At 43.6% G+C, this 22,042-nt stretch carries 22 protein-coding genes and 1 tRNA gene; 9 read left to right on the top strand and 14 right to left on the bottom strand.

Annotated features, from left to right (window positions below; genetic code table 11):
- Nucleotides 1-208: 208 nt before the first annotated feature.
- Nucleotides 209-835: a 5'-deoxynucleotidase gene (gene yfbR / locus LU351_RS07925; RefSeq protein ID WP_232593526.1), complete on the top strand. Its 627-nt coding sequence runs from the start codon at nucleotides 209-211 to the stop codon at nucleotides 833-835.
- Between the two features lie 54 nt (nucleotides 836-889).
- Here yfbR and LU351_RS07920 read toward each other — a convergent pair whose 3' ends face one another.
- Entirely contained in the window at nucleotides 890-2,119 is a 1,230-nt protein-coding gene (locus LU351_RS07920; protein ID WP_232593525.1) for an endonuclease/exonuclease/phosphatase family protein, read from the bottom strand.
- A gap of 260 nt (nucleotides 2,120-2,379) precedes the next feature.
- Between LU351_RS07920 and LU351_RS07915 the strand changes: the two genes are divergently transcribed.
- A complete protein-coding gene (locus LU351_RS07915) occupies nucleotides 2,380-2,853 on the top strand; it encodes an Mpo1 family 2-hydroxy fatty acid dioxygenase (protein WP_232593524.1) in 474 nt (157 codons plus the stop codon).
- A 143-nt stretch (nucleotides 2,854-2,996) separates the two neighbouring features.
- On the opposite strand, the gene acnB is transcribed toward LU351_RS07915, so the two are convergent.
- Entirely contained in the window at nucleotides 2,997-5,621 is a 2,625-nt protein-coding gene (gene acnB / locus LU351_RS07910) for a bifunctional aconitate hydratase 2/2-methylisocitrate dehydratase (protein WP_232593523.1), read from the bottom strand.
- 488 nt (nucleotides 5,622-6,109) lie between these two features.
- Here acnB and LU351_RS07905 point away from each other — a divergent pair, with 488 nt between their 5' ends.
- From LU351_RS07905 to LU351_RS07875, 7 genes are all read left to right on the top strand, one after another.
- Complete coding sequence (locus LU351_RS07905) at nucleotides 6,110-6,595, top strand: DUF1289 domain-containing protein (protein ID WP_332840143.1); 486 nt, start codon at nucleotides 6,110-6,112, stop codon at nucleotides 6,593-6,595.
- Nucleotides 6,596-6,849: 254 nt separating this feature from the next.
- Nucleotides 6,850-7,620 carry a tRNA isopentenyl-2-thiomethyl-A-37 hydroxylase MiaE gene (miaE, locus tag LU351_RS07900; RefSeq protein WP_232593522.1) on the top strand — a complete coding sequence of 257 codons (771 nt, stop codon included), beginning with the start codon at nucleotides 6,850-6,852 and terminating at the stop codon, nucleotides 7,618-7,620.
- Between the two features lie 40 nt (nucleotides 7,621-7,660).
- Nucleotides 7,661-8,704 (top strand): 2Fe-2S iron-sulfur cluster-binding protein, encoded by a 1,044-nt coding sequence (locus tag LU351_RS07895; protein ID WP_232593521.1) that lies wholly within the window; start codon nucleotides 7,661-7,663, stop codon nucleotides 8,702-8,704.
- A 496-nt stretch (nucleotides 8,705-9,200) separates the two neighbouring features.
- A complete protein-coding gene (locus LU351_RS07890; RefSeq protein WP_232593520.1) occupies nucleotides 9,201-10,412 on the top strand; it encodes an MFS transporter in 1,212 nt (403 codons plus the stop codon).
- A gap of 32 nt (nucleotides 10,413-10,444) precedes the next feature.
- A complete protein-coding gene (locus LU351_RS07885) occupies nucleotides 10,445-11,617 on the top strand; it encodes a PepSY-associated TM helix domain-containing protein (protein WP_232593519.1) in 1,173 nt (390 codons plus the stop codon).
- 562 nt (nucleotides 11,618-12,179) lie between these two features.
- Nucleotides 12,180-14,639 carry a type IV pilus assembly protein FimV gene (locus tag LU351_RS07880; protein ID WP_232593518.1) on the top strand — a complete coding sequence of 820 codons (2,460 nt, stop codon included), beginning with the start codon at nucleotides 12,180-12,182 and terminating at the stop codon, nucleotides 14,637-14,639.
- Nucleotides 14,640-14,788: 149 nt separating this feature from the next.
- Nucleotides 14,789-14,864: transfer RNA gene (locus LU351_RS07875), tRNA-Ala, on the top strand.
- Between the two features lie 97 nt (nucleotides 14,865-14,961).
- Here LU351_RS07875 and LU351_RS07870 read toward each other — a convergent pair.
- The 12 genes from LU351_RS07870 to LU351_RS20675 form a co-directional block, all read right to left on the bottom strand.
- Complete coding sequence (locus tag LU351_RS07870) at nucleotides 14,962-15,933, bottom strand: site-specific integrase (protein WP_232593517.1); 972 nt, start codon at nucleotides 15,931-15,933, stop codon at nucleotides 14,962-14,964.
- A 44-nt stretch (nucleotides 15,934-15,977) separates the two neighbouring features.
- A complete protein-coding gene (locus tag LU351_RS07865; protein ID WP_232593516.1) occupies nucleotides 15,978-16,355 on the bottom strand; it encodes a helix-turn-helix domain-containing protein in 378 nt (125 codons plus the stop codon).
- 21 nt (nucleotides 16,356-16,376) lie between these two features.
- Nucleotides 16,377-16,742 (bottom strand): hypothetical protein, encoded by a 366-nt coding sequence (locus tag LU351_RS07860; RefSeq protein WP_232593515.1) that lies wholly within the window; start codon nucleotides 16,740-16,742, stop codon nucleotides 16,377-16,379.
- Entirely contained in the window at nucleotides 16,739-17,050 is a 312-nt protein-coding gene (locus LU351_RS07855) for a hypothetical protein (protein ID WP_232593514.1), read from the bottom strand. Before LU351_RS07855 ends, LU351_RS07860 begins: the two co-directional genes overlap by 4 nt.
- On the bottom strand, nucleotides 17,034-18,032 hold the full coding sequence (locus tag LU351_RS07850) for a recombination-associated protein RdgC (RefSeq protein ID WP_232593513.1): 999 nt from the start codon (nucleotides 18,030-18,032) through the stop codon (nucleotides 17,034-17,036). The genes LU351_RS07855 and LU351_RS07850 overlap by 17 nt, the downstream gene beginning before the upstream one ends.
- 34 nt (nucleotides 18,033-18,066) lie before the next feature.
- Nucleotides 18,067-18,921: a ribonuclease H-like domain-containing protein gene (locus LU351_RS07845; protein ID WP_232593512.1), complete on the bottom strand. Its 855-nt coding sequence runs from the start codon at nucleotides 18,919-18,921 to the stop codon at nucleotides 18,067-18,069.
- 14 nt (nucleotides 18,922-18,935) lie between these two features.
- A complete protein-coding gene (locus LU351_RS07840) occupies nucleotides 18,936-19,658 on the bottom strand; it encodes a hypothetical protein (RefSeq protein ID WP_232593511.1) in 723 nt (240 codons plus the stop codon).
- Nucleotides 19,655-20,326: a DEAD/DEAH box-containing ATP-dependent helicase gene (locus LU351_RS07835; RefSeq protein ID WP_232593510.1), complete on the bottom strand. Its 672-nt coding sequence runs from the start codon at nucleotides 20,324-20,326 to the stop codon at nucleotides 19,655-19,657. Before LU351_RS07835 ends, LU351_RS07840 begins: the two co-directional genes overlap by 4 nt.
- The gene (locus LU351_RS07830; RefSeq protein WP_232593509.1) at nucleotides 20,326-20,484 is read right to left on the bottom strand and encodes a hypothetical protein; all 159 of its coding nucleotides are present in this window, start codon (nucleotides 20,482-20,484) and stop codon (nucleotides 20,326-20,328) included. Before LU351_RS07830 ends, LU351_RS07835 begins: the two co-directional genes overlap by 1 nt.
- The gene (locus LU351_RS07825; protein ID WP_232593508.1) at nucleotides 20,485-20,805 is read right to left on the bottom strand and encodes a hypothetical protein; all 321 of its coding nucleotides are present in this window, start codon (nucleotides 20,803-20,805) and stop codon (nucleotides 20,485-20,487) included. It abuts the gene before it with no gap.
- Between the two features lie 3 nt (nucleotides 20,806-20,808).
- Nucleotides 20,809-21,102: a response regulator transcription factor gene (locus tag LU351_RS07820; RefSeq protein WP_232593531.1), complete on the bottom strand. Its 294-nt coding sequence runs from the start codon at nucleotides 21,100-21,102 to the stop codon at nucleotides 20,809-20,811.
- Between the two features lie 192 nt (nucleotides 21,103-21,294).
- Nucleotides 21,295-21,957 carry a LexA family protein gene (locus LU351_RS20675; protein ID WP_269783357.1) on the bottom strand — a complete coding sequence of 221 codons (663 nt, stop codon included), beginning with the start codon at nucleotides 21,955-21,957 and terminating at the stop codon, nucleotides 21,295-21,297.
- Nucleotides 21,958-22,042 lie beyond the last annotated feature (85 nt).

Raw genomic sequence — 22,042 nt, 5'->3', positions numbered from 1 at the left:
ATAATTCTTTTTCCTAGACTAAAAACCACCCAAAAGGGTGGTTTTTTTATTCTTTATCAAACCATTTAAATCCATAGCTATTTAAACATCGAAAATATTGAAGCTGTATGTATAATCAGTATTGTATGGTTTGTGATGTTTTTGCTGAGTGATTGTTTACTTTTTTTTGATTTTTAAGTCAGCATTGCGCGTATAGCAAGGGGGGAAAATGGCAATTCAATTTTTTAAGTCTATTTCACGAATTAAGTGGGTGCCTCGTTGGAGCTTGTTACGTAATACTGAACCAGAAAATGTGATGGAGCATAGCTGGGAAGTGGCCACCCTTGCTCATATTTTGGGGTGTATTAATAATGAAATATTTGAAGGGACGTTAAGTCCAGATAGGTTAGCGGTATTGGGAATGTACCATGACTGTTCTGAGATGATTACAGGTGATATGCCAACACCTGCCAAATACCATTCAAAAGCTATGACAAAGGCCTATAAATGCTTAGAAGGGGAGGCCCAACAATCATTGCTGTCTCTGTTGCCTATGCAAATTAAACAGCGAGTTTCTCATAATATCCTCGAATCTAAGATGAGCGACAAAGAACAAAAGATCTTAAAGGCAGCAGATTATTTGGCCGCCTACTGTAAAGCTCAACGTGAAATAGAGAATGGTAACGCTCAATATCGTGATGTGCTCGTTGGGGTTACTGAGCGCTTAAATGAGCTGGGTTTACCTGAAGTGGGCTATTTCCTTAATGATGGAAAAGGGCATTACGCAATAAATAAGTCAATGTGCCACCATGATAAAACAGAGTCGAGTATGGAACAGTGTGTTGCTTATTTTTAATAGACAAGATGAAAAATAGGCCCCCGCGCACCTCTAGCGAGGGGGGGGGTAATATTATCGAACTTCACGTATTTGTGAAACAGACTCAATACTCGGTAGACGTGTGTAGGTGTCACGTCGCCCTGTCACTTCTATTTTATTACCGATAACACCCGGGTTTAATTCTGGACTCCATTGATTGCGTTGACTTTTTTCCAGTTTAACGATGATGTCCGTATTCGGGTTGTTCGCATCATGCATGCGGAGTGCATAAATATCGTTATACGCTTCCTCAATGATACCGACGACGGTCATGGTAGTGCCTGCACTTTGACTTAATGCTTGAGTAACGCTCAATGCATTACTTGGAGCTGGGTCTGGAGAAGGGCCAGGATCAGGAGTGGGGTTTGGCGTCGTGGTGGCTTCACCAAATAAAGAAACTTCTAGGCGGGTGGCAACGGGGCTGTGATCTGATACGGTGGTGTTTAAGTATCGATTGCGTGTTGATGTTGAAACCGCATTCCAAGCGGCTCTTAATTCATCAGAAATAAGAATATGATCGATGTCAGTGTCTGGATTATTTGGATTGTATCGAATATCCGCAACAGAGCCGGCTGCATGGTAATAATCGGGTAATCCATTATTGTCACGATCTTGATAGATGCCCCAATCTCGAATTTCTCCATTGGCCCCGCCTTGGCTGGCGACGTTTAAATCTCCTAAAACAATCATATTGTCAGTACGATAATTCCGGTGTAACTCGGCGACAACTTCTCTCATAGCATTATTTCTACGGCTTGAGTTGCTACCACCTGTACAGCACTTCAAATGTAAATTAATCAGGTTTAGTGGTCGGTTGTCACCGCCCACTGAAACGTTCGCGGTCATCATGTAGGGGAAGCGACCTGCAAAATCACGACTGCTTCGATGGGTAAGGATTTGTTGAAAACTCACACCAGTGACCACAGAAGTTTTGTATACAAATGCTAAGCTTTGTGAACCGGAGGGCTGGCTAACAGAACCTGACCAGTTATTGTTGTTGTCTAAGGAATTTAAGCGGGACAATAAATCATTTAATGTGCGGCTTCCGCCAATTTCTTGTAAGGCATAAATTTCTCCTCCACCGTTAATAATATCACTGGCGGCGGCATTGATTTGTTGCGAGCGTGAGCCACTAAAATCCGAATTGCCAGGGGTGCCTAGCCATTCGATATTGTAAGTAACAATGTCGATTGTTGCGGCATTAGTGAAGCTAATAAGAGAGCTTAATAATGCTGCCGATAATAAATACCGAGTCAATGTCATGATGTATTCCTGGTTTTTAGAAAGGCGTTAAGGTTGGAGTTCTGAAAGATACGGTGTTATTTGAAGGTGTTTTCTGTTTGGTTTCATAACGCAAGTTTAGTGTTGTGGCTGTTTCGTTTTCATGACAAATAAAAAATGATGTGCCATAAGTTTACTGATTTGGTTGTCAAAAATTCTTTTTTGAGAGTTTTGGTTGCTTGTGAAGGCTTGGGGAGTTCATCTAGAATAGAGCGATCATAATAAAAATAAAGGCTGTTGAGATGAATAGAACTATAGATCACTTGTTAGAAAACTACGGTGAAAGTCACCAAAATGAAACCAATAAGCTTATCCATTGGTTTTGTGTTCCACTGATTGTTTTGGTGGTATTTGGTTTGTTTTGGGAGTTGCCGGTGCCTGTTGCGATTAAACGTGCACTGCCTTTTTTTAATTGGTGCTGGTTGTTTATGGTGCTGACGGTTTCGTACTACTTCTTCTTGTCGTTTAAACTTGCTGTAGGTTTAATTATTTATACTGCAATATGTGCCAGTTTTTTGATGTGGTATGAGTATCAATCGTTTATTCCATTATGGCAAACGTGTGTCGTTGCCTTTATCATTTTATGGATTATGCAATTTATTGGGCATCACATTGAGGGGAAGAAGCCCTCTTTTTTAACCGACGTAAAATATCTATTAATAGGGCCTGCTTGGTTGATGGCGTTTATTTATCGAAGATTGAATATCGTCTATTAAAATAGGGTAATTAACCAGTGTGGTAAGTTTTTTTAAAAGAAAAGATTACTTCAGGGCATAAAAAAACCGCGCAATTGCGCGGTTTTTTTATGGGTTAGTCTCTCAATGAAAAATCATCAATTGAGAGGCTAGGGAAGGAGAGCCTACACTCGTACTTCGTCGATTTGAACAGCGGCGATCTTCTTGCCTTCTTCCGCGTTCTCTTGGAACTCGGCAATTTGATCGAAGTTCATATAACGATAAATATCGTCAGACATCGAATCCAAGTTTGCTGCAAACTCCATGTACTCTGCAGGCGTCGGTAGCTTACCTACGATCGCACCAACGGCGGCTAACTCCGCTGAAGTCAAGTAAACATTGGCACCGTCACCTAAGCGGTTCGGGAAGTTACGAGTTGAGGTAGACAGAACGGTTGCCCCTGGTGCCACACGTGCTTGGTTGCCCATACACAATGAGCAGCCTGGCATTTCCATCCGAGCGCCCGCTTTTCCGTAAATGTTGTAATAGCCTTCTTCCATCAAAATGTGTTGATCCATTTTGGTTGGAGGAGACAACCACATACGAGTACTGATGCCACCACTGTGTTGATCTAACAATTTACCAGCGGCACGGAAGTGACCAATGTTGGTCATGCAAGAGCCGATGAATACTTCATCAACGCTGTCGCCGGCAACTTCAGACAATAACTTCGCATCGTCTGGATCGTTCGGGCAACATACGACAGGTTCAGTGACTTCAGCCAAGTCAATTTCAATGACGGCAGCGTATTCTGCGTCGGCATCGCCTTCCATCAGACTTGGATTTTCTAACCACTCTTCCATCTTACGAGCACGACGCTCTAGAGTACGTGGGTCGCCGTAACCGTCTGCGATCATTGAACGCAATAGGGTGATGTTGGAAGTGAGATATTCTTTAACCGCGTCTTCTTCAAGCTTGATGGTACAGCCTGCTGCAGAACGCTCAGCAGAGGCATCGGATAATTCGAAGGCTTGCTCAACGGTTAAGCCCTTCAGGCCTTCAATTTCCAATACGCGACCAGAGAAGATGTTCTTCTTACCTTTTTTCTCAACAGTGAGTAAACCCGCTTGGATGGCGTAGTAAGGAATCGCGTGAACCAAGTCGCGCAGGGTTATGCCTGGTTGCATTTCACCTTTGAAGCGAACCAAGACAGATTCAGGCATATCCAACGGCATCACACCTGTCGCTGCTGCGAAGGCCACCAAGCCAGAACCGGCAGGGAAGGAGATGCCCATTGGGAAACGGGTATGAGAGTCACCACCGGTACCCACTGTGTCTGGTAGCAACATGCGGTTCAACCAAGAGTGGATGATGCCGTCGCCTGGACGCAATGAAACACCGCCACGGGTCATGATGAAATCAGGTAGGGTGTGCTGAGTGTCGATGTCCACAGGCTTAGGATACGCTGCGGTGTGACAGAACGACTGCATGGTTAAGTCAGCAGAGAAACCGAGACAGGCCAAGTCTTTCAACTCGTCACGGGTCATTGGGCCGGTGGTGTCCTGTGAGCCCACAGTGGTCATTTTCGGCTCACAGTAAGTGCCTGGGCGGATGCCTTGGCCTTCTGGAAGACCACAAGCACGGCCAACCATTTTCTGTGCCAAGCTGAAGCCTTTGCCAGAATCTACGGGCGCTTCAGGTACGCGGAACAAGTCACTCGCTGGCAAGCCTAATGATTCACGCGCTTTACTGGTCAAGCCGCGACCGATAATTAAGTTAATACGGCCGCCGGCTTGAACTTCGTCCAACAACACGTCTGATTTCAGTGCGAATTCGCTCAGAACATCGCCGTTTTCGTTCAAAATTTTGCCGTCGTAAGGGCGAATTTCGATCACATCACCCATGTGAAGGTCATCGACAGGCGCTTCGAAAACCAATGCACCAGCGTCTTCCATGGTGTTGTAGAAGATCGGCGCCACTTTACCGCCGATACACACACCGCCACCGCGCTTGTTGGGTACACCCGGCATATCATCACCGAAGAACCACAAGACGGAGTTGGTCGCTGACTTACGAGAAGAACCGGTACCGACGACATCACCGACAAACGCAACAGGTAAGCCTTGGTTAAGAATGTCGTCGACTTGCTTCATTGGGCCAGTTACGCCGTGCTCATCGGGAGTTAAGCCGTCGCGCGTCATTTTGTACATGGCGCGAGCATGCAGAGGAATGTCTGGGCGGCTCCAAGCGTCTGGGGCAGGAGAAAGGTCGTCGGTATTGGTTTCGCCGGTGACTTTGAAGACCACCATTTTGGTGCTTTCAGCCACTTTATCGCGGTTAGTGAACCACTCACCGTCAGCCCAAGACTGCATTACTGCTTTAGCGTGTTCGTTGCCGGCTTTGGCTTTTTCTTCCACATCGTGAAAGGCATCGAACATAAGAAGGGTGTGCTTTAATTCTTTCGCGGCCAACTCGGCTAGATCGCTGTCGTCAAGCAGGTTGACGAGAGTTTCGATGTTGTAACCACCGTGCATGTTGCCGAGTAATTCAACAGCCGCTTCTTTGGTGATTAACGGAGAGCTTGCTTCCCCTTTCACGATGGCTGAGAGGAAACCGGCTTTTACGTAAGCTGCTTCGTCTACGCCGGGAGGTACGCGATTAGTGATTAAGTCCAGTAAGGTGTCTTCTTCACCAGCCGGTGGGGTTTTCAACAGTTCCACCAAACCAGCGACTTGTTCTGGGTTTAACGGTTTTGGTGGCACACCTTCGGCGGCGCGCTCTTCTACGTGTTTACGATAGGCTTCAAGCACGGTTGTTATCCTCATTATAAATGGGTTTCTCATGCAGTATGGATGAGGCGAGTGCGCATCCAGGCAAGAGTTAGATCCACAAAAAACTTGGTCAATGTTTCGACAAATGCCAAATAATTGTGGGCAAAATCTTACAGAAAATTCGTTTAGGTGTTAAGAATTGTAGAAAATACTGAGTATTGCGCAATAAGTGACCATTTTTACGTTTTCTTTTTGTTCAATTCGTCTTTTTTATATTCATTTTATTGTGCCAGGTTGGTGTATTGCGGTTTTTTGACCCTTGGTAATCACTTTGTTGTGAGTGGTTGATGACAAAATACGGCTTTTTTGTTGGGCGATGTGTGTTCTGGAGCGGTTTTGTTTTCTGTGCAAGAGCCCAAAAAAGTGGCTGGTAATTATGCGATGTATAAGGATAATGGCGCGCTTAGGTTTCGTCGGTTATCTTCATTGATATTGAAGGTAATGCTGTATAAACAAAGGTAATTTTTGTGGTCTTTAAACCGGTACCCACTCCCTGTGTCGGCATTTGTTCAACAGGCATTGGTGATAATGTTTGCCGTGGCTGTAAGCGCTTTGCCCATGAGGTAATTCATTGGAATGCCTATTCTATGGATCAGCGCCGTATCATCGCTAACCGGCTTGAGCGATTTTTAACACAAGTGGTTGAACACAAGATACACCTCTTTGATGACAAATTATTATTGGCGCAAATTACCCATCAGCAAATCGAGTTTAAAGAAGAGCAGGGGGGGTATTGCTGGGTATACGATTTGCTGCGAGCAGGAGCTCGTCAAATTGATCAACCTGAAATGTTTGGTTTTTCGGTACGGCCCGAATTTTCTCACTATTCATTGTGGGAACTTCGAAAGCAGATAGACCATGATTATTATGCGCTCTCGACAGCTTACTATGATCGCTACATTGCGCCAGGCGAAGTGCAGACGTTATCGATAGAAACGTCCCCCATAGAATAAATCGATTTAAATAAATACAATTTTGAGATAATTGATTTCTGTGAAGTGGTAAATAAGGGCAATTTAGGCGACTAGGCATTCATGTGGTTAAAATTGATCATTCATAACATCAATACTGAAGTGTCATTACGCGCCAGAATTTTCATTAACACTTCGTTATCGGTATTTTCTAATCTCTGTCCTTTATTGCGGCTTGTCACCATCGTATCGAAACACTTTTTACAACTCACACTTAACTATTTAGCCTGTACCTCATGATGCTCCCACATATTGAAAAGCTACTCAGTCCGGTTCATGATTTTCTAGCCTGTAAAACCCCAACAGAGTGGCTTGAAGTCGCTTCTCACCCAGATAATTTGCCCGTTTTGCTGGTAGATCATTGCAATTGCGAATTAAAAGCGGCACAAACCGCCATTTTATTGATTCGTCGTTACGCGGCAGACAAAGACAGTGCCCAATCCATTTTACAGTGGGTAAAGCCGTATGAGGATTTTGTGTACCATAAAAAAGGCAGTGATTTTCCTGATAAAAAAATCGCGCTTAGCACACCTATCCATAGTCGTAATGGTATTGAGTACGGCGATGACATTATCCAGAAAATGGTCAGCTTGATTAAAGAAGAGTTGGTGCATTTCGAACAAGTGTTAGAGATTCTTAAGTCGCGTAACATACCCTATCAAGAATTGTCGGCGGCACGATACGCGAAAGGCCTAATTAAAAAAGTCCGCACCTATGAACCTGCGACGTTGGTCGATAAACTCATTATCGGTGCGTATATTGAGGCAAGATCATGCGAGCGATTTGCGGCATTGGCGCCGTTACTCGATGAAGAGTTGGGTACCTTTTATTATCGTTTACTGAAATCAGAAGCACGTCATTTTTCTGATTATCTCGCGTTGGCGGCACGTATTGCAGGGGAAGATATTTCCGAGCGCGTGCGTTTTTGGGGCGAAGTCGAGGCCGATCTTATTCTCAGTGAAGACCCGCAATTTCGTTTTCATTCGGGTATGCCAGTGGCCGCTTAATGAAAATCGGCTTCTCAATTCGAATCGGAATAGGTAGAGAATGAAGGCTCACTCTTCAGTACAAATGTGGTTTGATGATAAGCGTGTTGAGGTAGATTCCGCTAAGACGATCTTGGCAAATTTACTGGATGCAGGTATTCCTGTGCCCTATGGTTGTGGTAACGGATTGTGTTGTGCGTGTATGTTGCAGGCCGAGGGTACATTACCTCAAGAAGGGCAGGACAGTTTAACGCCTTCGGAAAAAGCCAGTGGTAAAGTGCTTATTTGCAAAGCCTACCCTCCAACTCAGGGAGAATTACGTTTATCGCTTCCCGGTCAGTCTACGGTGTTGGAAGGCTGTATCACCGAGAAAACCTTGTTGCCAGGTGGGGTGATACGTCTTTCTCTTCAGCCAACCAGCCACTTTACGTGGGAAGCCGGTCAGTTTGTTACTTTATTTCGACCTGATGGGGTAGGGCGCGCCTACTCCATTGCCAGTGTGATGGCAGATGGTGTGTTGACCTTTCATATTCGTCATCGCTTACAAGGTCAGTTCAGTGACTGGTTGAAAATACAGGGCCGCTTGGGCGAAACAGTTCGGTTGTCTACGCCGCAAGGCCACTTTGTTTTGAGTGATACCAATATCGGAAAGCCTCATGTTTTTATTGCGACTGGCACGGGTATTGGAGCGGTAATGGCGGTGGTAAGAACGTTATTGGCGCAAGACCCTAACGCGGCGATCAGTGTTTATTGGGCAATGGGGGAAGTTGAGCATTTTTACCCACTACCGGAACTGATTTTATTGTTAGCCAAATACCGCCAACTTCGTTTTATCCCTGTGGTGCGGCGTGGTGTCAATCCATCGGTGGATTTCAGTAAAATATTATTGCCTCTTCCTCTATCCACACCAGCACAAAAAAGCCGGCTAGAAGATATTCGAACCGGTGAGGTTGAATCGGTATTACGATCGGATTTTTCATCCCTTTCTGGTCATTGCGTTTATCTTTGTGGCTCGCCAACGATGGTTGAACAGCTGAGTCGATTGAGCTTTATGCGTGGCGTGGCAAAAGCGGATATTTATTCTGATGCTTTTCTTAAGGCGTGAGCATTAAGAAGCCTATATAATCATCAACTTCGACACCTAAAATCCTTTTCTCGGTTGCATGAATTAATGTTTCGTCGATGTCGAGTATTAATAGTTTTTCCATATTTTTAATGTGCCTTGTATATTTTACAGTTCCATCTGTTGAGAGGAAATTGATCGAGGTTCAGTAATTTCTTATTTCTAGTAAGTCAATATCACCATAAAATCTCACCCATAACAAACCCCCTGTAATCGTTCGCAAACTCAGCATTTCCGAATAGGAGTATTGGTGCTAAGTGGCAATGACATCAAAGTAGAAGGGGCTCGATTTGATCTATTATGACACTTATATTAAAAATGATAATGATTTGCATTAACCTTTATATTTTGATAACGTCCACTCCTTAGTGTTATTAGAATTGGGTCATCTTTGCAATTGGGAGCCAATGGCATAAAGCCAACGGTAGGTAATGAAGCCAATTGTGTTGAAAGGCCATTAGGGTGGAGTGTGAAGTTCATGATGACGTTGAAGCGAATCCTTATCGCCTTAACGTTGGTGTCGGTTGTGGCCGATACCATGTTATTGCCGTTTTATTCTCAATTTTTTTCCGCTGCGTTTGGTATTGAAAGTTCCCAGCATGTAGGTTTTTACATCGCTGCGTGTTGTTTCACAGTGATGAGTGCATTTCCACTTTGGGCAAAAGTGGCTAAACGCTTTCATGAATTGCATATATGGGTATACACCCAAATGATAGCCGCGATGCTGGGGGTGTACTGCTATACCACCACTTCCATTGTCCATTTTTGGATAGCATCACAATTAATGTTGGTGTTTAAAGCTAGCTACTTGCTTATTTATCCTTATGTTATGCGTTTGGAAGAGAAAGAAAAGCACCTTGGCGTGGCCGGTTTATTTTCTGTGCTGATGCACTTTGGTGCTATTGGTGGTGCATTGCTGGGTGGATTTGTTTTGCAAATGTTGAGCCCAAAAGACGTGTATCTGGTCATGCCCATTTCTGACATCATCCAAGTCATTATGTGCGTGGTGTTAATTGTTCACTTAGGTGTTAGCGCACGCGTTTCACAACCTGTTCCGCCAAGCACTCCAGTTTCTGAGGCGTCGTCTTCTCAAAAAGTGACCTCATTAGTGGCGAGGTTATGTGCCGTAAGTGCATTGTTTTATTTCAGTGCCTTTTTAATACGCCCGTTCTTTTCTCGATATTGGGAGCAGATCAGCGGAGCGCAAAATGAATTCATTACGGCTTGGGTCTATGCCATTCCTGCCTGGGTAGCGTTGTTGTGTCTATGGTGGAGTCGGCGACAAAAAAATACACAATCCCATTTTTTTGTCATTGTTAATGCCTCTGTTATTGCGATGGTGGGGTTAATGTTGCAAGCAAGCCCCAACGAATGGGCCATTTTTATTGGACGTTGTTTATTTGGCTTCGGACTGTATCAAATTACTGTACGGTTGGAGGTAATTTTGTTCGATGTAAGCGAGCCTGCACAGTATGCATCGGATTTCAGCAAGCTGCATTTCTTTCAGAATGTAGGGGTCATTGGGGCGTCGTTTATGGTGGGGTATTTGGTAGATTCAATGGGCTTACAGAGCATGTTTATTGCCTCACTGATTGGATTTGCTGCCTTTCTTGCTCTGTTTTATGGGTTGTTTCAACGAAAACTTTCAAAACCCATAGAGAGTACAGGCTCAACCGAGGCCAATGCATGATGCAAACCCGACAACAATAAGGAAAACAGCGTATGCGTAGAGCGTTATTTAAAATTCACAGTTATTTAGCCTTAGCTGTTTTGATTCCGGTATTTTTAATCGCCCTTACCGGCAGTATTTTAGTTTTTAAGTTTGAGTTGGATGCTCTATTGATGCCAGAAGCGGCCAGCTTGGCGAATAAACAGTATTCAACTACGACGCCCTCCCGTTTAAGTTTTAATTCGCTGGTGGCTACCATCAATGCCTCATACCCGGAATATGAAATTGGTAGCTGGGAGTTCTTTGATGATAAGCATGAGTCGGATCGAGTATATTTGATTAAAAAAGGGACTGAAGATTGGTATAAAGTTTATTTAGACCCATATGGGAATCAGGTGCTCAGTTCACCTGTTCCACTTCACCATGATCTTACCGACTGGCTATTGCACTTCCATTATACGCTGATGCTCAATAACCTTTGGAAATCATCCCCTTTTATTGGCTTGCTAATTGGTTTGATTACGGCGTTGTCTTTGATGATATTGGGCATCACCGGACTCATTGTTTATCGGAAGTTTTGGCGCCAATTTTTTACTCTCAACTGGGATAAGCGACCAAAAGTCATGACGCGCCGTTTACATCGTTTCTCAGGGATTTGGTGCTCACCGGTGTTATTGATATTAGGCTTCACTGGTGCCTACTTCAATTTATTTGAATATTTAGATGAAGTTAAGGAGCATAGCTCTGTAGATCATCACCCTATTATGGAGCGTCGATTGTACAGTGAGGTACTGAATTTTGATGAAATTATTAAGACTTCGACTGAGCGTATTCAATCTTTTACCCCCACGTATTTGTTTTTTCCAACGGAAGAGGGGCGTTCTTTAGTGGTGTACGGTAGTGTGAACACGTCTAATCCTTTCTCTAGTGATTACAGTTCTCGTGTCAGTTTTGATGCGAATACAGGAGCTTACCAGTTCGATTACGACATCCGTCAGCAATCTGTGCTTTGGACGATATTAGACAGTTTTCGGGAATTACATTTTGGAAATTTTGCAGGAATAGGCAGTAAATTAGTATGGTGCTTAGTGGGTATTGGCATTTGCTTTTTATCGGGCAGTGGGCTTTACATGTGGTATGGTCGATTCTTTAATCGATCAAAATCTAAGCGCAAACGAAAGCAACACCGAGAAACATTGCCTTACTCACCTGAATTGGATGCTTAAAATATAGGCTCATCAGAGAGTGTTTCATTTCCTTTAATGGCGTTTATGCGTTAGTCATTTTATTTTTTGGCAGAGCATGTTCTTTCTATTTTAGTTTCTTTGATAGACTGATTTACTCTGCCAATGACAGCTTAATCCTTCGTAATATACCTCTGCGTTAACAAATAGAGCTGTCTGCTATCTCCACTATTACCCAATCTTGTAATTCCTGAATCTCAAACATATAGTTTAAACTTGAAGATAGATTGACTGGTTGCTAAGTTTTTGGATTCTTTGGAAGACTTTAGTTGTTTTTTCGTGGTTTGCTGTATTCTGTCCTACCTATAACAGAATAATTTCTACTGATTTCTGCTACTTTTGTTTAGTCGCTTTGGCTATGTCTTGTCGAATATACTAATAATATAATTTATGTTTTCAATGTCTTCTAGGTTAATAGATTCTTATTCCATGACAATCCATTGTGCTTTTGAATTTGGTATATGCACAGTTGACGTGCTTGTTAAAGTGGGAAGAAGTGTCACTTTCTGCTTTTGTTGCCAGTAAATAAGGGAGGGGGTGAGTAATGATTAAGTGCTTAGGGCTTGCACGTTTTCAAGAAAAGCGTTTAGCGAAATCTATTTTCAGTGCGCTGGTGTTGACCGGATTTCATTCGAGTGCGGGAGCAATAGGGCTCGGCGACGCACTGCCCCATGAAACAGTGCTTGGCTATCCCTTATCTGTAACGATCCCGGTTCTCGATCTTGGTCAGCGTACCGATATTCAAGATCTTAATGTGAGGCTCCTAAGCGTCAAAGAAGCAGATCAAATGGGCCTAGTGCGAGGGCCATTGCCGGCGAAGATCAGAGTCAAAGCGGTTGAAACACCCAGTGGAATTCGTATTGTCATTGGTTCATCCGGTGTGGTCACAGAACCTTATGTTTCATTCGCCCTTGCATTAGAGTCATCTGAAGGCACGATTGTTAGAGATTACACCCTGTTCCCTAATGCCCCCACACGTCTCCCCGTCGATGGATCGAGTGTTGAATTGATTGCACAAAAATCCGTTGTTTCAGAACGAAGGCCAATAACAGAGGCGCCGCTTGTGAAAAGTACTGCTTTCGAGCGTACCTCTTTTAAAAATACCTCTTTTGAAAGTAGCCCTTCGGTGAATAATCCGCTTTCTCATTCAATGAGTTTTGCCTCTGAAACCTGGGCAAGTGAGTCGTTGGATGCAGAAAAGTCGAGTTTAGAAAAGCCGAATGCTGAAAAGACAGGTGTTTCAGTTTCCCAAACCAGTGAGTTTCAACCCGTCGACCCTGAGGCTGTCTATCATATTGCTTCGGGCGATACTTTAGGAGCAATTGCCCAAAAAGTGGCAGAGCAAACGGAATGGAGTATCGACCACGCAAGTCGTTGGATAGTCCACTTCAATTCACATGCGTTTATTAATGGTGACCCTGACAAAATGTTGGCAGGGGTGACAATTCAACTACCTGCAGAACAAGGTTGGAAAACCGAAGTAGCGCATAGCTCTGATATTCAACACTCTACAAAGACAAAGCAAGACAGTGAACTACCGACGGCGAGGCTGACATTGTCGTCGGCTTATCCTCCCTCGAAACGCCTGGAAGCATTATTAAATGAAAAGAATGAGTCTGTTGTAGAAGTGAAAAGCGATGTCGTCACTGATGGTGACGCTCAATTACCTTTCGGTGCGCAAGTCGGGACGTTTTCCCAAGAAAATACACTACAGGCGGCAAGTGATTTTGAGGGTATGGGTAATGAGATTTCTCGGTATTTAGCTGAACTTAAATCCGTTATTGATGCACAACAGGTTGAGATAAACGAATTACGAAGAGTGGCTGCAACCAAGACGTTACCACAGAGCTCATTAGTGGGAGGAGTGAGAGAAGGGGCGGCGACGTTAATTTCTCGGGCCAATGATGACCCTGCCCCAGCAGTGAATAATATCGATGTTGTTAGCAGCAACGCTTATCAAATGACGCCCTTGTGGGTGCAGTTGCTCTCAATGGCGGGGGCTGTCTTGGTGGGCTTGTTGGCAGGTGTTGTATTAATGTACCGCTTCGCGCCGGCCTTTTGGGTAAACAAGAAGCGAGAGTCGGATGGCAGTCATACCCGGGAAGAGTTAACCATGGATAATGGCCAGTTTTTTCGCCAAAAGTCGCCCTCCCACTTTGATCAATCACTGATACACCCTGCGCAAGTACCCACATTAGAAGAAATTCCATCTCATGGAGCCATGCCAGCGGCAGTGGCACAGGCGTTTGTCGGTACATGGGTAGATGAACCTCCGCCCAATCAATCGGAGATAGAGTCTGAGGCAGTCGAATTCGGACAAGAGCCAATACTAGAAGAATCAATACTAGAAGAACAAGTACCAGCAGACGTAGGCCTTCAGGATACAGCTCAAGAGGAGCCTTCAGCGATATCACCTGCGGACTTGGAGCAACGCAACGAAGCATTAGTTGAACAACCCGCCCCAAACAACACACCTTTACAACTTGATGATGAAATTAACCCAAAGGAAAAGAAGACAGCGCCCAGTTCAGACATTGATCTTTCATTATTGGACGATGCCGAGGATGATGATTGGGGTTCAATTGAGCTAGATGAAACTGCTTTCGATGATTACGAGTCAACGGCCTTGACCTCTACCACAAGTACGACTGATCAAGAGCTGGGTGTTGATGCTATTGGGCAAGACGCCCTTGCTTCGGCGACTGGCCCTGGAACCGACGATGAATTAAAAGCTCGCATACAGCATAAAACAGCGAATTACGAACCTAGTGCTTCCACGGGAGAGAGTTTGGTTGTTGATGATCTCGTTTTGTTTGAAGAAGAAATCACTATTGAAGATGAGATTGACTACACCGTCCGTAGGGCGTTTATTTATGCTGAATGTGGGCATTATGAAAAAGCGAAATCCCTTTTGAGTGGGGAGCTTCGCAGCCACCAAGATGAGCGGCTGGAAAATGCGCTATTGGCACTTCAGCAATACGGCAAAACACACGCAACTGCTTAACGCGCTTTACATAAGAGAGAGTGGTATTAATCGACAGGTAAAACTTCCAGAAAAACAATTGGTTACCGATGGGCGGCACTGCTTGACAGTTTGAAACACCATGTTAGAATGCGCCCCGCTTTCGAAGGAAAGCATCCTTTCTACTGAATGGGGCCTTAGCTCAGCTGGGAGAGCGCAACACTGGCAGTGTTGAGGTCAGCGGTTCGATCCCGCTAGGCTCCACCAATTTTTCCTTTAAAATCAATATCTTATTAAGATCGATAATTGAATTTTAAATTTCCCTCTCCGAAACAGCAACGACACCGCAACGAGATTTTGCCATTCACACTTTGCTCGCTTTTGATTGGTAATCTTTTGCTAAGCCTTTAGGGTGTCGATATCGCCCCAGCCATTCCCTTGAGCGCAATTTTGGACTCCTCTCATACAAAATTGCAAAGTAAGCCTCAATGGCTTGAGCGGCATCATCCAAGTAGTTGGGGTCATTGGGGGCGTATAATTCAGTAACCTCATAACCTTCTTTTTGATGGCCGAGCTGAGTTGAAGTGTGCCATGGCATAACCCCGCATAATCTTAGCCATCTAGCTATCGTATGACGTATTGAATACGGCGTTACCAGTATATCTAAGCCTGCATTTTTTCTTGCCGTATTCCAGCTTGAGCGGATCGAATCCAGCGGCCTTTTAGGGTGAAGCTCTATTCTGTCTTGAGAGCAAATATTGTCATCATGATAGATTGCTCTTATAAAAGAGGGTAGCTTAACTATAGGTCTGTATTTATTGGTTTGTGTTTTCTCTGGCAGCAACAGGGTGATAGTTCCTAACCCTAAATCAATTTGGTTTTTGCCTGTAAGCTCGATTGCGGCTGATGGCCTGCACGCACAAGCAATTAAGATCATGACATACCTTACCAGCCTGTCTGTATTCGCATTTTCCAGTAGTAGTGCACACTCATCTATAGTAATTGGCCTCCATCTTTCAACCTTTTTTAGCTTGTATTTATTCAGTACATCCGTAGGCTTTACGAATGGAACGCTTGTGGAGAGTATTTCGTAGCGTAGGCAGTAAGTAACTGCCGCCTTAAAGCTTTTGAATATAGATTCAACGTAGGATTTCGAATACCCTTGGCTGACGAGGGACTCAAGAAACTCTTTTTGCTGGGGTGGTCGAACCTCCTTTACTAGAGCCTCTGGGAAATATTCAATCCACTTTTCAAGTTGCCTTGCTTCCGCATCAGCCCTGGTTAGATTTTGGCAGTGGCCCTTGTAGTACTCCAATAAGCAAACAGACAGCTCCAAATTGTCATCCATGACGGGGGTGTTGTTTTCAACAAACCACTGATCTAGCTTTTTTTGCGCTTCCTCAAAGTCTCTAGTGCCAAGGCTTGAAGATTTTCTTTGCTGGGCTTTTGCGTCATACCAAGTTTTGCACCAGTAGCCATTACGGTTTTTGGTGAGGTAGTACTCTCCAACTTGGTATGTTTTGCTAGTTTCCATTGAATTAAATCCACCCCAATAAAAGTTATTCTTCGCTCGCCAAGCCTCAAGAAGCTTAGCTCTCCATTTTTTGCAGCCGAGCGTAGCGAGTTTACGCCAACACCTATAAGCTTTGCGGCTTGATCAGGTTTATATTCACAGTGCGGCTTTATCCCAAGCCCCTTGGCATACTCATCAATATCAAGAGTGAATTTTGATGAGTCTGTCTGTAAAGCTTCTACCATTATTTTTTCCTCTTTAGGCTATTAACAAGCCTCCAAAAACTCTTGATCATCAACAATTGGCAACAGAGGTGGAAATGCCCGCTTTAGTTTTTCCCGCATCCAGCGCAGGCGAGAGAGGTCGTCCATGACAAGGTTATAATTTGCGTTGAACGCTCTGTCACTCATATTATCAAGGCCATCAACCAAGCTAAGCTCTTTGTTTTCGATGTCGGCTAACGCATGGCCTGACTTGATATAGTTTACTGCCGTCTCAACTGCTTTGGTTTCTGAGTCGCTTTTAAGCTTGTGATACATTTTGCCGTCAATCATTGCAACCCATTTCTCACGTGGCCCACGAACTTGTTTGATCGCAGAAATTTGAAAACCTTTGTACATTGCTGTGCTCATTTCTCAGTCCTCGAGTTAATTTCAGAATTTGTTTCCGCTTTTCTTTTCGTGTGATACAAATAAGCGATTCCCGGCCCAAGCAAGATGCTTAAAATAATCAACCAGTCAATCCAGTTCGAACCTATGTAAGCTGAAAAGCCATACAAAAACTCATCAGGTGTCATCATCGATCCGGCAATAAAAATAAACAGTAAAATTGCGCCGAGCATTGAGTAATAAATTAAAATTCCAAGTTTCATTTCGCCTGCTTCCTCGCTTTCGTAGTTTATAGTTTGCATTTTTTTGGTTGGTTTATGGGTGAGTTCCATCTTGCTGCATTGTCAAAGAAAAATTGGCGGCAGGCTGAATGCCTGTGATCTTAAAAACATCAACAAAAGATTTGAGTAGCGCAATGATTCCGCTTGAGCAGATTTGAAAGTCTGCTTTATCAGCTGTTTCAAAATCATCACTTTCGTTTTGCATCAAGAGCTTATCGCTCCAAGAGAATGACTTGAGCGTTAAGGAGCTGGTTAACGAAAATGAACACTTTTCTTCAGCGTGGAGCGCAATTTCTTTAACTGTTTTACCGTTATCTAAATGCTCATGAACTTCGCAGGATGTTAAGTCTTGATTTGTTAGTGTGGCAACTGATGCGCTTTCTTGTTTGCTGGATAGTTTTATTTTGCTACCCAGTGTTAATCCGCTCGGAAGCTCACTATTTTTAATCCAAGATGACATAACTTCATCACATGGCTGCCCGGTTTGAGAGCGTGTCACAGGAAGTGACCCAAGAGTTTTTCGAAGCTCAGATATAAAGTCTTCAGCCTTGTTTTCACTGGAGCAGTCAACAATAACCATTCTATCTTTTGTGCTTATAAATGCGTTAATTCTCTCTGAGACAGGCAGGGTTTCAGGAAGCACCTGTTGAACAACATCATCTTTTATTGCGAGGCGCTCTTTATGATAGACCTTTCGATCTTCTTTTTTCTCGATCTCATCAATCTTTCGCTGAATAAGCTGTCTAACGCCTGTTGCATTTGGTTGGCGCTTCTCCACTTTCAGGGTGATCAATACGGTGTGGCCATTTGCATAAGTAAGGCTTTTATTATCGTATTGCTCAAATGGTGGCACCCATCCAGACCGCTCCATTTCATGACGACCACAATTTACGAATGGATTTTCTGATAGTTTTTGTGCGAATTTTTCACCGGTAAAAAATGATGTATCCATATCCGGTGAAAGCCAAAATACATTTGCATGTTTGAATAACATATTTCTCTCCGTCACTTTCTTCAGGCCGAGCGAAGCCATCACCGCGCTCGGCGTTATTGAAAAATAGCTTTAATTAAAGTTGTATTTTTATATTGTTTGCGCTTGTTAAATTGAGGTTGTCGCAAGCGTTTGTTTTGAAGTCTTGATTTTGTTGTGTATTCTGAGGTGCTTTAGATATAGATTCTTTAAATGATAATCGCATGTAAATCTCTCGATTTTTTACTACGTCATCAATATTATATTCTGCGACCCTCTCACCTTCTCCTTCTTTTACAAAATCCCATACCTTTGAACCATCAATATCGTTGGGCTTACCCTCAATATTCAATATTTTGCATAGCTCGTCCTGGGAGATTCTGTTCTTACCACCCCAGTCAATCATGGTGTCAAAATAATCAAAGCTGTGACGACCGTAGTACGGAATTGAAAATGGTGGGGGGCAGCGATTAACTACACACCTTTGATAAATGAATCTCAAGTCAAAGCCACCAATGTTATGACCAACAAAGTAAGGGGGTCTACCCATAGTTTTTGGCTTTAGTCGATCAAAAAATGCAAGTAGCAAATCTTCTTCATTTGTTATATGTGAGCCGTCAATCCAAATACATTGGGGTTCATTATCTTCCACAGCAAATGCGATAGAAAAAATCTCCCCCTTGCTTCCATCTAGCGCTGTACGCCTATAATTCTCTTCTGCAACTTCAGGAGCCTTTAAGCTTGCAAACTCATTTTCCCAGACTTTAATTGTGTCATCCTTAGTCCAGAACTTTTGTGGTTGCTGCTCTGGCGGCAATCCCAAATCTTCAAGAGCTTGTTTTTTACTTAAAGACGATGGTGCTTTAAAGCTGCTTTGAGCTTCAAGCAGAAAGGTTTCATAGGCTCCTTTCTTTTGCGTTGGAATAGTCTCTATATCGATATTAACAATCATTTTGCACTCCGGCGCTAGAAAGGAATATTGTCGTTATTGGGGTCTGAATTAAATCCAGAATTTTGTTGTTGAGACTGGCCATTGTTTTTTGGTAATAGCTTGTCAGTAACACTTTGCAGCATCTTATCCAGCTTTTGTGCAGGAGCTTGGTCAAGCAGCTCAACAGAGGTTTGCCTTGACTTTGCATTAAATGGTGCGTAGATATTCGGCTTTCTGCCAATGGTTTTATCTTGCTTTTCGTACTCTTCCATTTGTATCAACAATCCAATAGGCTTGCCGAGCAGCTCAGGGTAAATAAATGCTGATCGCTCAACTTCTGATTTAGAGTCAAAGTCGTACTCTTTGACCATTCCGTTAACTGGGATTGTTTGCTGGACGCCCATGCATAACATCATTGCCTGCAAGGTTTTTCCACCTCTTAGCTGAGAGCCATCTTTGCCAACCAAATAAAGAGTCATGCGGGCAGTTGCACCGGACGAATCTTCAAATTCAAACTCAATGCCAATAGTGCCTGTAGTTGCCTGAATGTGTTTTGCTTTAGTAAAAAGGCCAGCATAAGCGCCGGTTGTATCAATCCGATTTGAGCCACCTTCACCCTGTCTGGCGGCTTCTGCGTTAAACGAGATAGCTGCTGGTGGTGTCATAACAGGTTGTTGGTTGGCTGGTTGTTGGCCATAACCGTGTGATTGCTGTGGTGATGTATTTTGTTGATAGTATTGCTGTTGAGCGTTACTCATGCCGCTATTGCCCCTTTATTTTCGAGTCCATAGTATTCGCAGATTGCCTTGTCTACCGCATTTAAATCGTTATCTATTCGTTCTTGCTCAAATAAACCCATTGGGGTTTTTACTGTGTCGTGACCAGAGTTTTGAGTTGAGAAAAAATAACCTTGGTCTGTTTTGACTGTCTTCATCACAAGAGTAAATAGGCCTTCAACGGTTATTTTATCGTCGAGCAATTTACCAATCGTTTTAGCGCGAGTAATGCCATCATCACCCGTTGCTGTGTGCTGTAAAAAATAAAATCGGGTATCGCATTGAGTGTTTTGTGCGGCCCGCATGACTTCCCAAGCATGTACGCCAATCTCGGTAAATTTATCGAATCCCCTTTCTCCCGATCTGCGCATAAACTCATTTGCGAGCAAGTATTGAAAGTCATCAAAAATAACTGTTGTTTTTCCAATGCTTTGTGCGGCATCGCAAACTCTAACTAAGCTTTCCCAATTGTCTGTAACAATTATTGAACCTGTATTTGTTTGCCTGCTGAATGGCCTCCAGTTCGATGAGCGAAAAGGCAAAGGTTTTGATACAGTCTGCACTATAAGTGTTTTATCGGGGTCTAGATTTCGGCAGCTGGTGCTCTTACCAGTGCCGGATTCACCAATTACCATCACCGGGATACCCATTAGTGACTCCTTTCTTCGTGCATTAAAACTTCAATTTTTGCCTTTTCATACTCGCAGTATTCATCAGTTAAAATCGGATGAGGGTTGTGAAATGAGCCGCTTTCTCGGTAGTGTTGCCATGCTCTTTGCGATTCTGTATTTGCTAATTGATTACTCACTTACAAATCCCCTCTAAATTCACAAACACCTTTAAAATATTGCTCAACTGTATTTAAAACTAATGCGCCCAATTCTTCTTTTTTACCGCTCATTACAAGCTCGCGCATTGAGTCGAGAATGTGCGGCTCAGCTTCAGAAATTGCCTCGCAAAAAATCTCATTTCCTTCGCCGCTTTCGATTAATTTATTGATTTGTTCTTTTTCGGCGTCCGGGTCATTTACGGGTTCGTAAGAGTTAATATCACGCTCGATTTCATGCCAGGTGTTTGAGCATGGCATTACTGCGTTAATTGTTGCGTTTAATGCTTGATATTGATTCATGACTTACCCCGTGATTAATTCTTTGGTTGAGCGAAAACGAAGATTTTTTCTAGAGCGAATATTTTTACTATCTATATCGGTTGCAAAGCTGGCAATTAAAAAGCAAATTAAACCGGCTTTTGCTGCCTTGGCCACAACCTCCAATGTGTTGCGAGCGTTCATCTTGAATCTCGCTTCGGACAACAAATTCTTCACATTTTTAATGCTGCAATTCATTCGCAATGCAATTTCTTTTTGTTGCATTCCCTGTGATGTATGTTGAATTGCTTCTAATTGCCTTTCCGATATAGCGATCATCACACCAAGCTCCTTTTAGTTAGCGCCTTGTTGATGTTGCTAATATTAGCCAATGCCTTAATTTTTTGTCAATAGGTATTGGCTAAAAAATATTTTAGGTGGCTTTTAGGTGGGATTTATCTTTGATTTAGGCATAAAAAATGCCCCAGAAGGGGCATTGTGATTTATTTTGCGACAACGGGGGAGGCGGGGTTAGCGAGGGCGCCTCCATATCGCCGAGGCCGCTATCGCCACAATTTCAAACTTATCGAATATTTTTGGGTACTCAGGGCTGTCATTCAAAGGCTTTAGACATCTCCGCCCCTCCTCGCTGGAGAGCATACGAAATGTTGGAAAGCCATTATGAATGGCTAGAACGAAATCGCCCGGCTTGGCATCTGAAGTTGACTCAAAATGAATTGTTAAGCCTCTCGGAAAGCTTGCTGCCGGCGTGCCGGGTTTGGACGTCATCGCATCGCTGTCAAGAATTAACGCAAAGCTATTTTTACCCAACTCGTCACCGGGGTCTGGAATCTGATCAATAGGCGTTGGTCTCTCGGATGGAGGAAGTTCTAGCCAGCCGGAAACTTGACCCCACTCAATCAAAGGGATAGAGGTTTGTTTGGTTGTTCCCACAGAGCTTGTGCCGCTTGACATTATAGAGCCCTCGTTGAGACCCCAATGCTCAGCTCCAGCTACGTCCGAAAAGTAGTCAAATAAGGCGGGTAGCTTGGTTTTTGCTATTCGCCCATCCTTGATCCACCCATCCACTGACGGCGGCTTTACTCCGAAGTGCCTAGCAAGCTCTGACTTTGAGATGCCTTTTTTAACTCTCGCGGCCTCAATAGCTTGGCCCAGCTTCTTTCCTTCAATCATTTATCTAACACCATTAAGCGATGCCTAATTACACATCAATAAGTATTGGTAAGGCAATGGCTTGTTTTGTTTTAGCTTATGCCTT

The organism is Marinibactrum halimedae, from assembly GCF_021234875.1.
GTDB lineage: Bacteria > Pseudomonadota > Gammaproteobacteria > Pseudomonadales > Cellvibrionaceae > Marinibactrum > Marinibactrum halimedae.
The sequence above is the reverse complement of the archived record's forward strand: the minus strand, read 5'-3'. Positions and strand labels throughout refer to the sequence as shown.

Excerpts from the sequence above, each read along its gene's own strand:
- LU351_RS20675 (WP_269783357.1), bottom strand. The coding sequence starts at position 21,957 with ATGATTGAAGGAAAGAAGCTGGGCCAAGCTATTGAGGCCGCGAGAGTT.
- LU351_RS07865 (WP_232593516.1), bottom strand. The coding sequence starts at position 16,355 with ATGGTAGAAGCTTTACAGACAGACTCATCAAAATTCACTCTTGATATT.
- LU351_RS07890 (WP_232593520.1), top strand. The coding sequence starts at position 9,201 with ATGATGACGTTGAAGCGAATCCTTATCGCCTTAACGTTGGTGTCGGTT.
- LU351_RS07845 (WP_232593512.1), bottom strand. The coding sequence starts at position 18,921 with ATGATTGTTAATATCGATATAGAGACTATTCCAACGCAAAAGAAAGGA.
- LU351_RS07920 (WP_232593525.1), bottom strand. The coding sequence starts at position 2,119 with ATGACATTGACTCGGTATTTATTATCGGCAGCATTATTAAGCTCTCTT.
- LU351_RS07820 (WP_232593531.1), bottom strand. The coding sequence starts at position 21,102 with ATGATCGCTATATCGGAAAGGCAATTAGAAGCAATTCAACATACATCA.
- LU351_RS07860 (WP_232593515.1), bottom strand. The coding sequence starts at position 16,742 with ATGAGCACAGCAATGTACAAAGGTTTTCAAATTTCTGCGATCAAACAA.
- yfbR (WP_232593526.1), top strand. The coding sequence starts at position 209 with ATGGCAATTCAATTTTTTAAGTCTATTTCACGAATTAAGTGGGTGCCT.
- LU351_RS07885 (WP_232593519.1), top strand. The coding sequence starts at position 10,445 with ATGCGTAGAGCGTTATTTAAAATTCACAGTTATTTAGCCTTAGCTGTT.
- LU351_RS07825 (WP_232593508.1), bottom strand. The coding sequence starts at position 20,805 with ATGAATCAATATCAAGCATTAAACGCAACAATTAACGCAGTAATGCCA.
- LU351_RS07835 (WP_232593510.1), bottom strand. The coding sequence starts at position 20,326 with ATGGGTATCCCGGTGATGGTAATTGGTGAATCCGGCACTGGTAAGAGC.
- LU351_RS07855 (WP_232593514.1), bottom strand. The coding sequence starts at position 17,050 with ATGGAACTCACCCATAAACCAACCAAAAAAATGCAAACTATAAACTAC.
- LU351_RS07840 (WP_232593511.1), bottom strand. The coding sequence starts at position 19,658 with ATGAGTAACGCTCAACAGCAATACTATCAACAAAATACATCACCACAG.
- LU351_RS07915 (WP_232593524.1), top strand. The coding sequence starts at position 2,380 with ATGAATAGAACTATAGATCACTTGTTAGAAAACTACGGTGAAAGTCAC.
- LU351_RS07880 (WP_232593518.1), top strand. The coding sequence starts at position 12,180 with ATGATTAAGTGCTTAGGGCTTGCACGTTTTCAAGAAAAGCGTTTAGCG.
- LU351_RS07850 (WP_232593513.1), bottom strand. The coding sequence starts at position 18,032 with ATGGCTTCGCTCGGCCTGAAGAAAGTGACGGAGAGAAATATGTTATTC.
- miaE (WP_232593522.1), top strand. The coding sequence starts at position 6,850 with ATGATGCTCCCACATATTGAAAAGCTACTCAGTCCGGTTCATGATTTT.
- LU351_RS07895 (WP_232593521.1), top strand. The coding sequence starts at position 7,661 with ATGAAGGCTCACTCTTCAGTACAAATGTGGTTTGATGATAAGCGTGTT.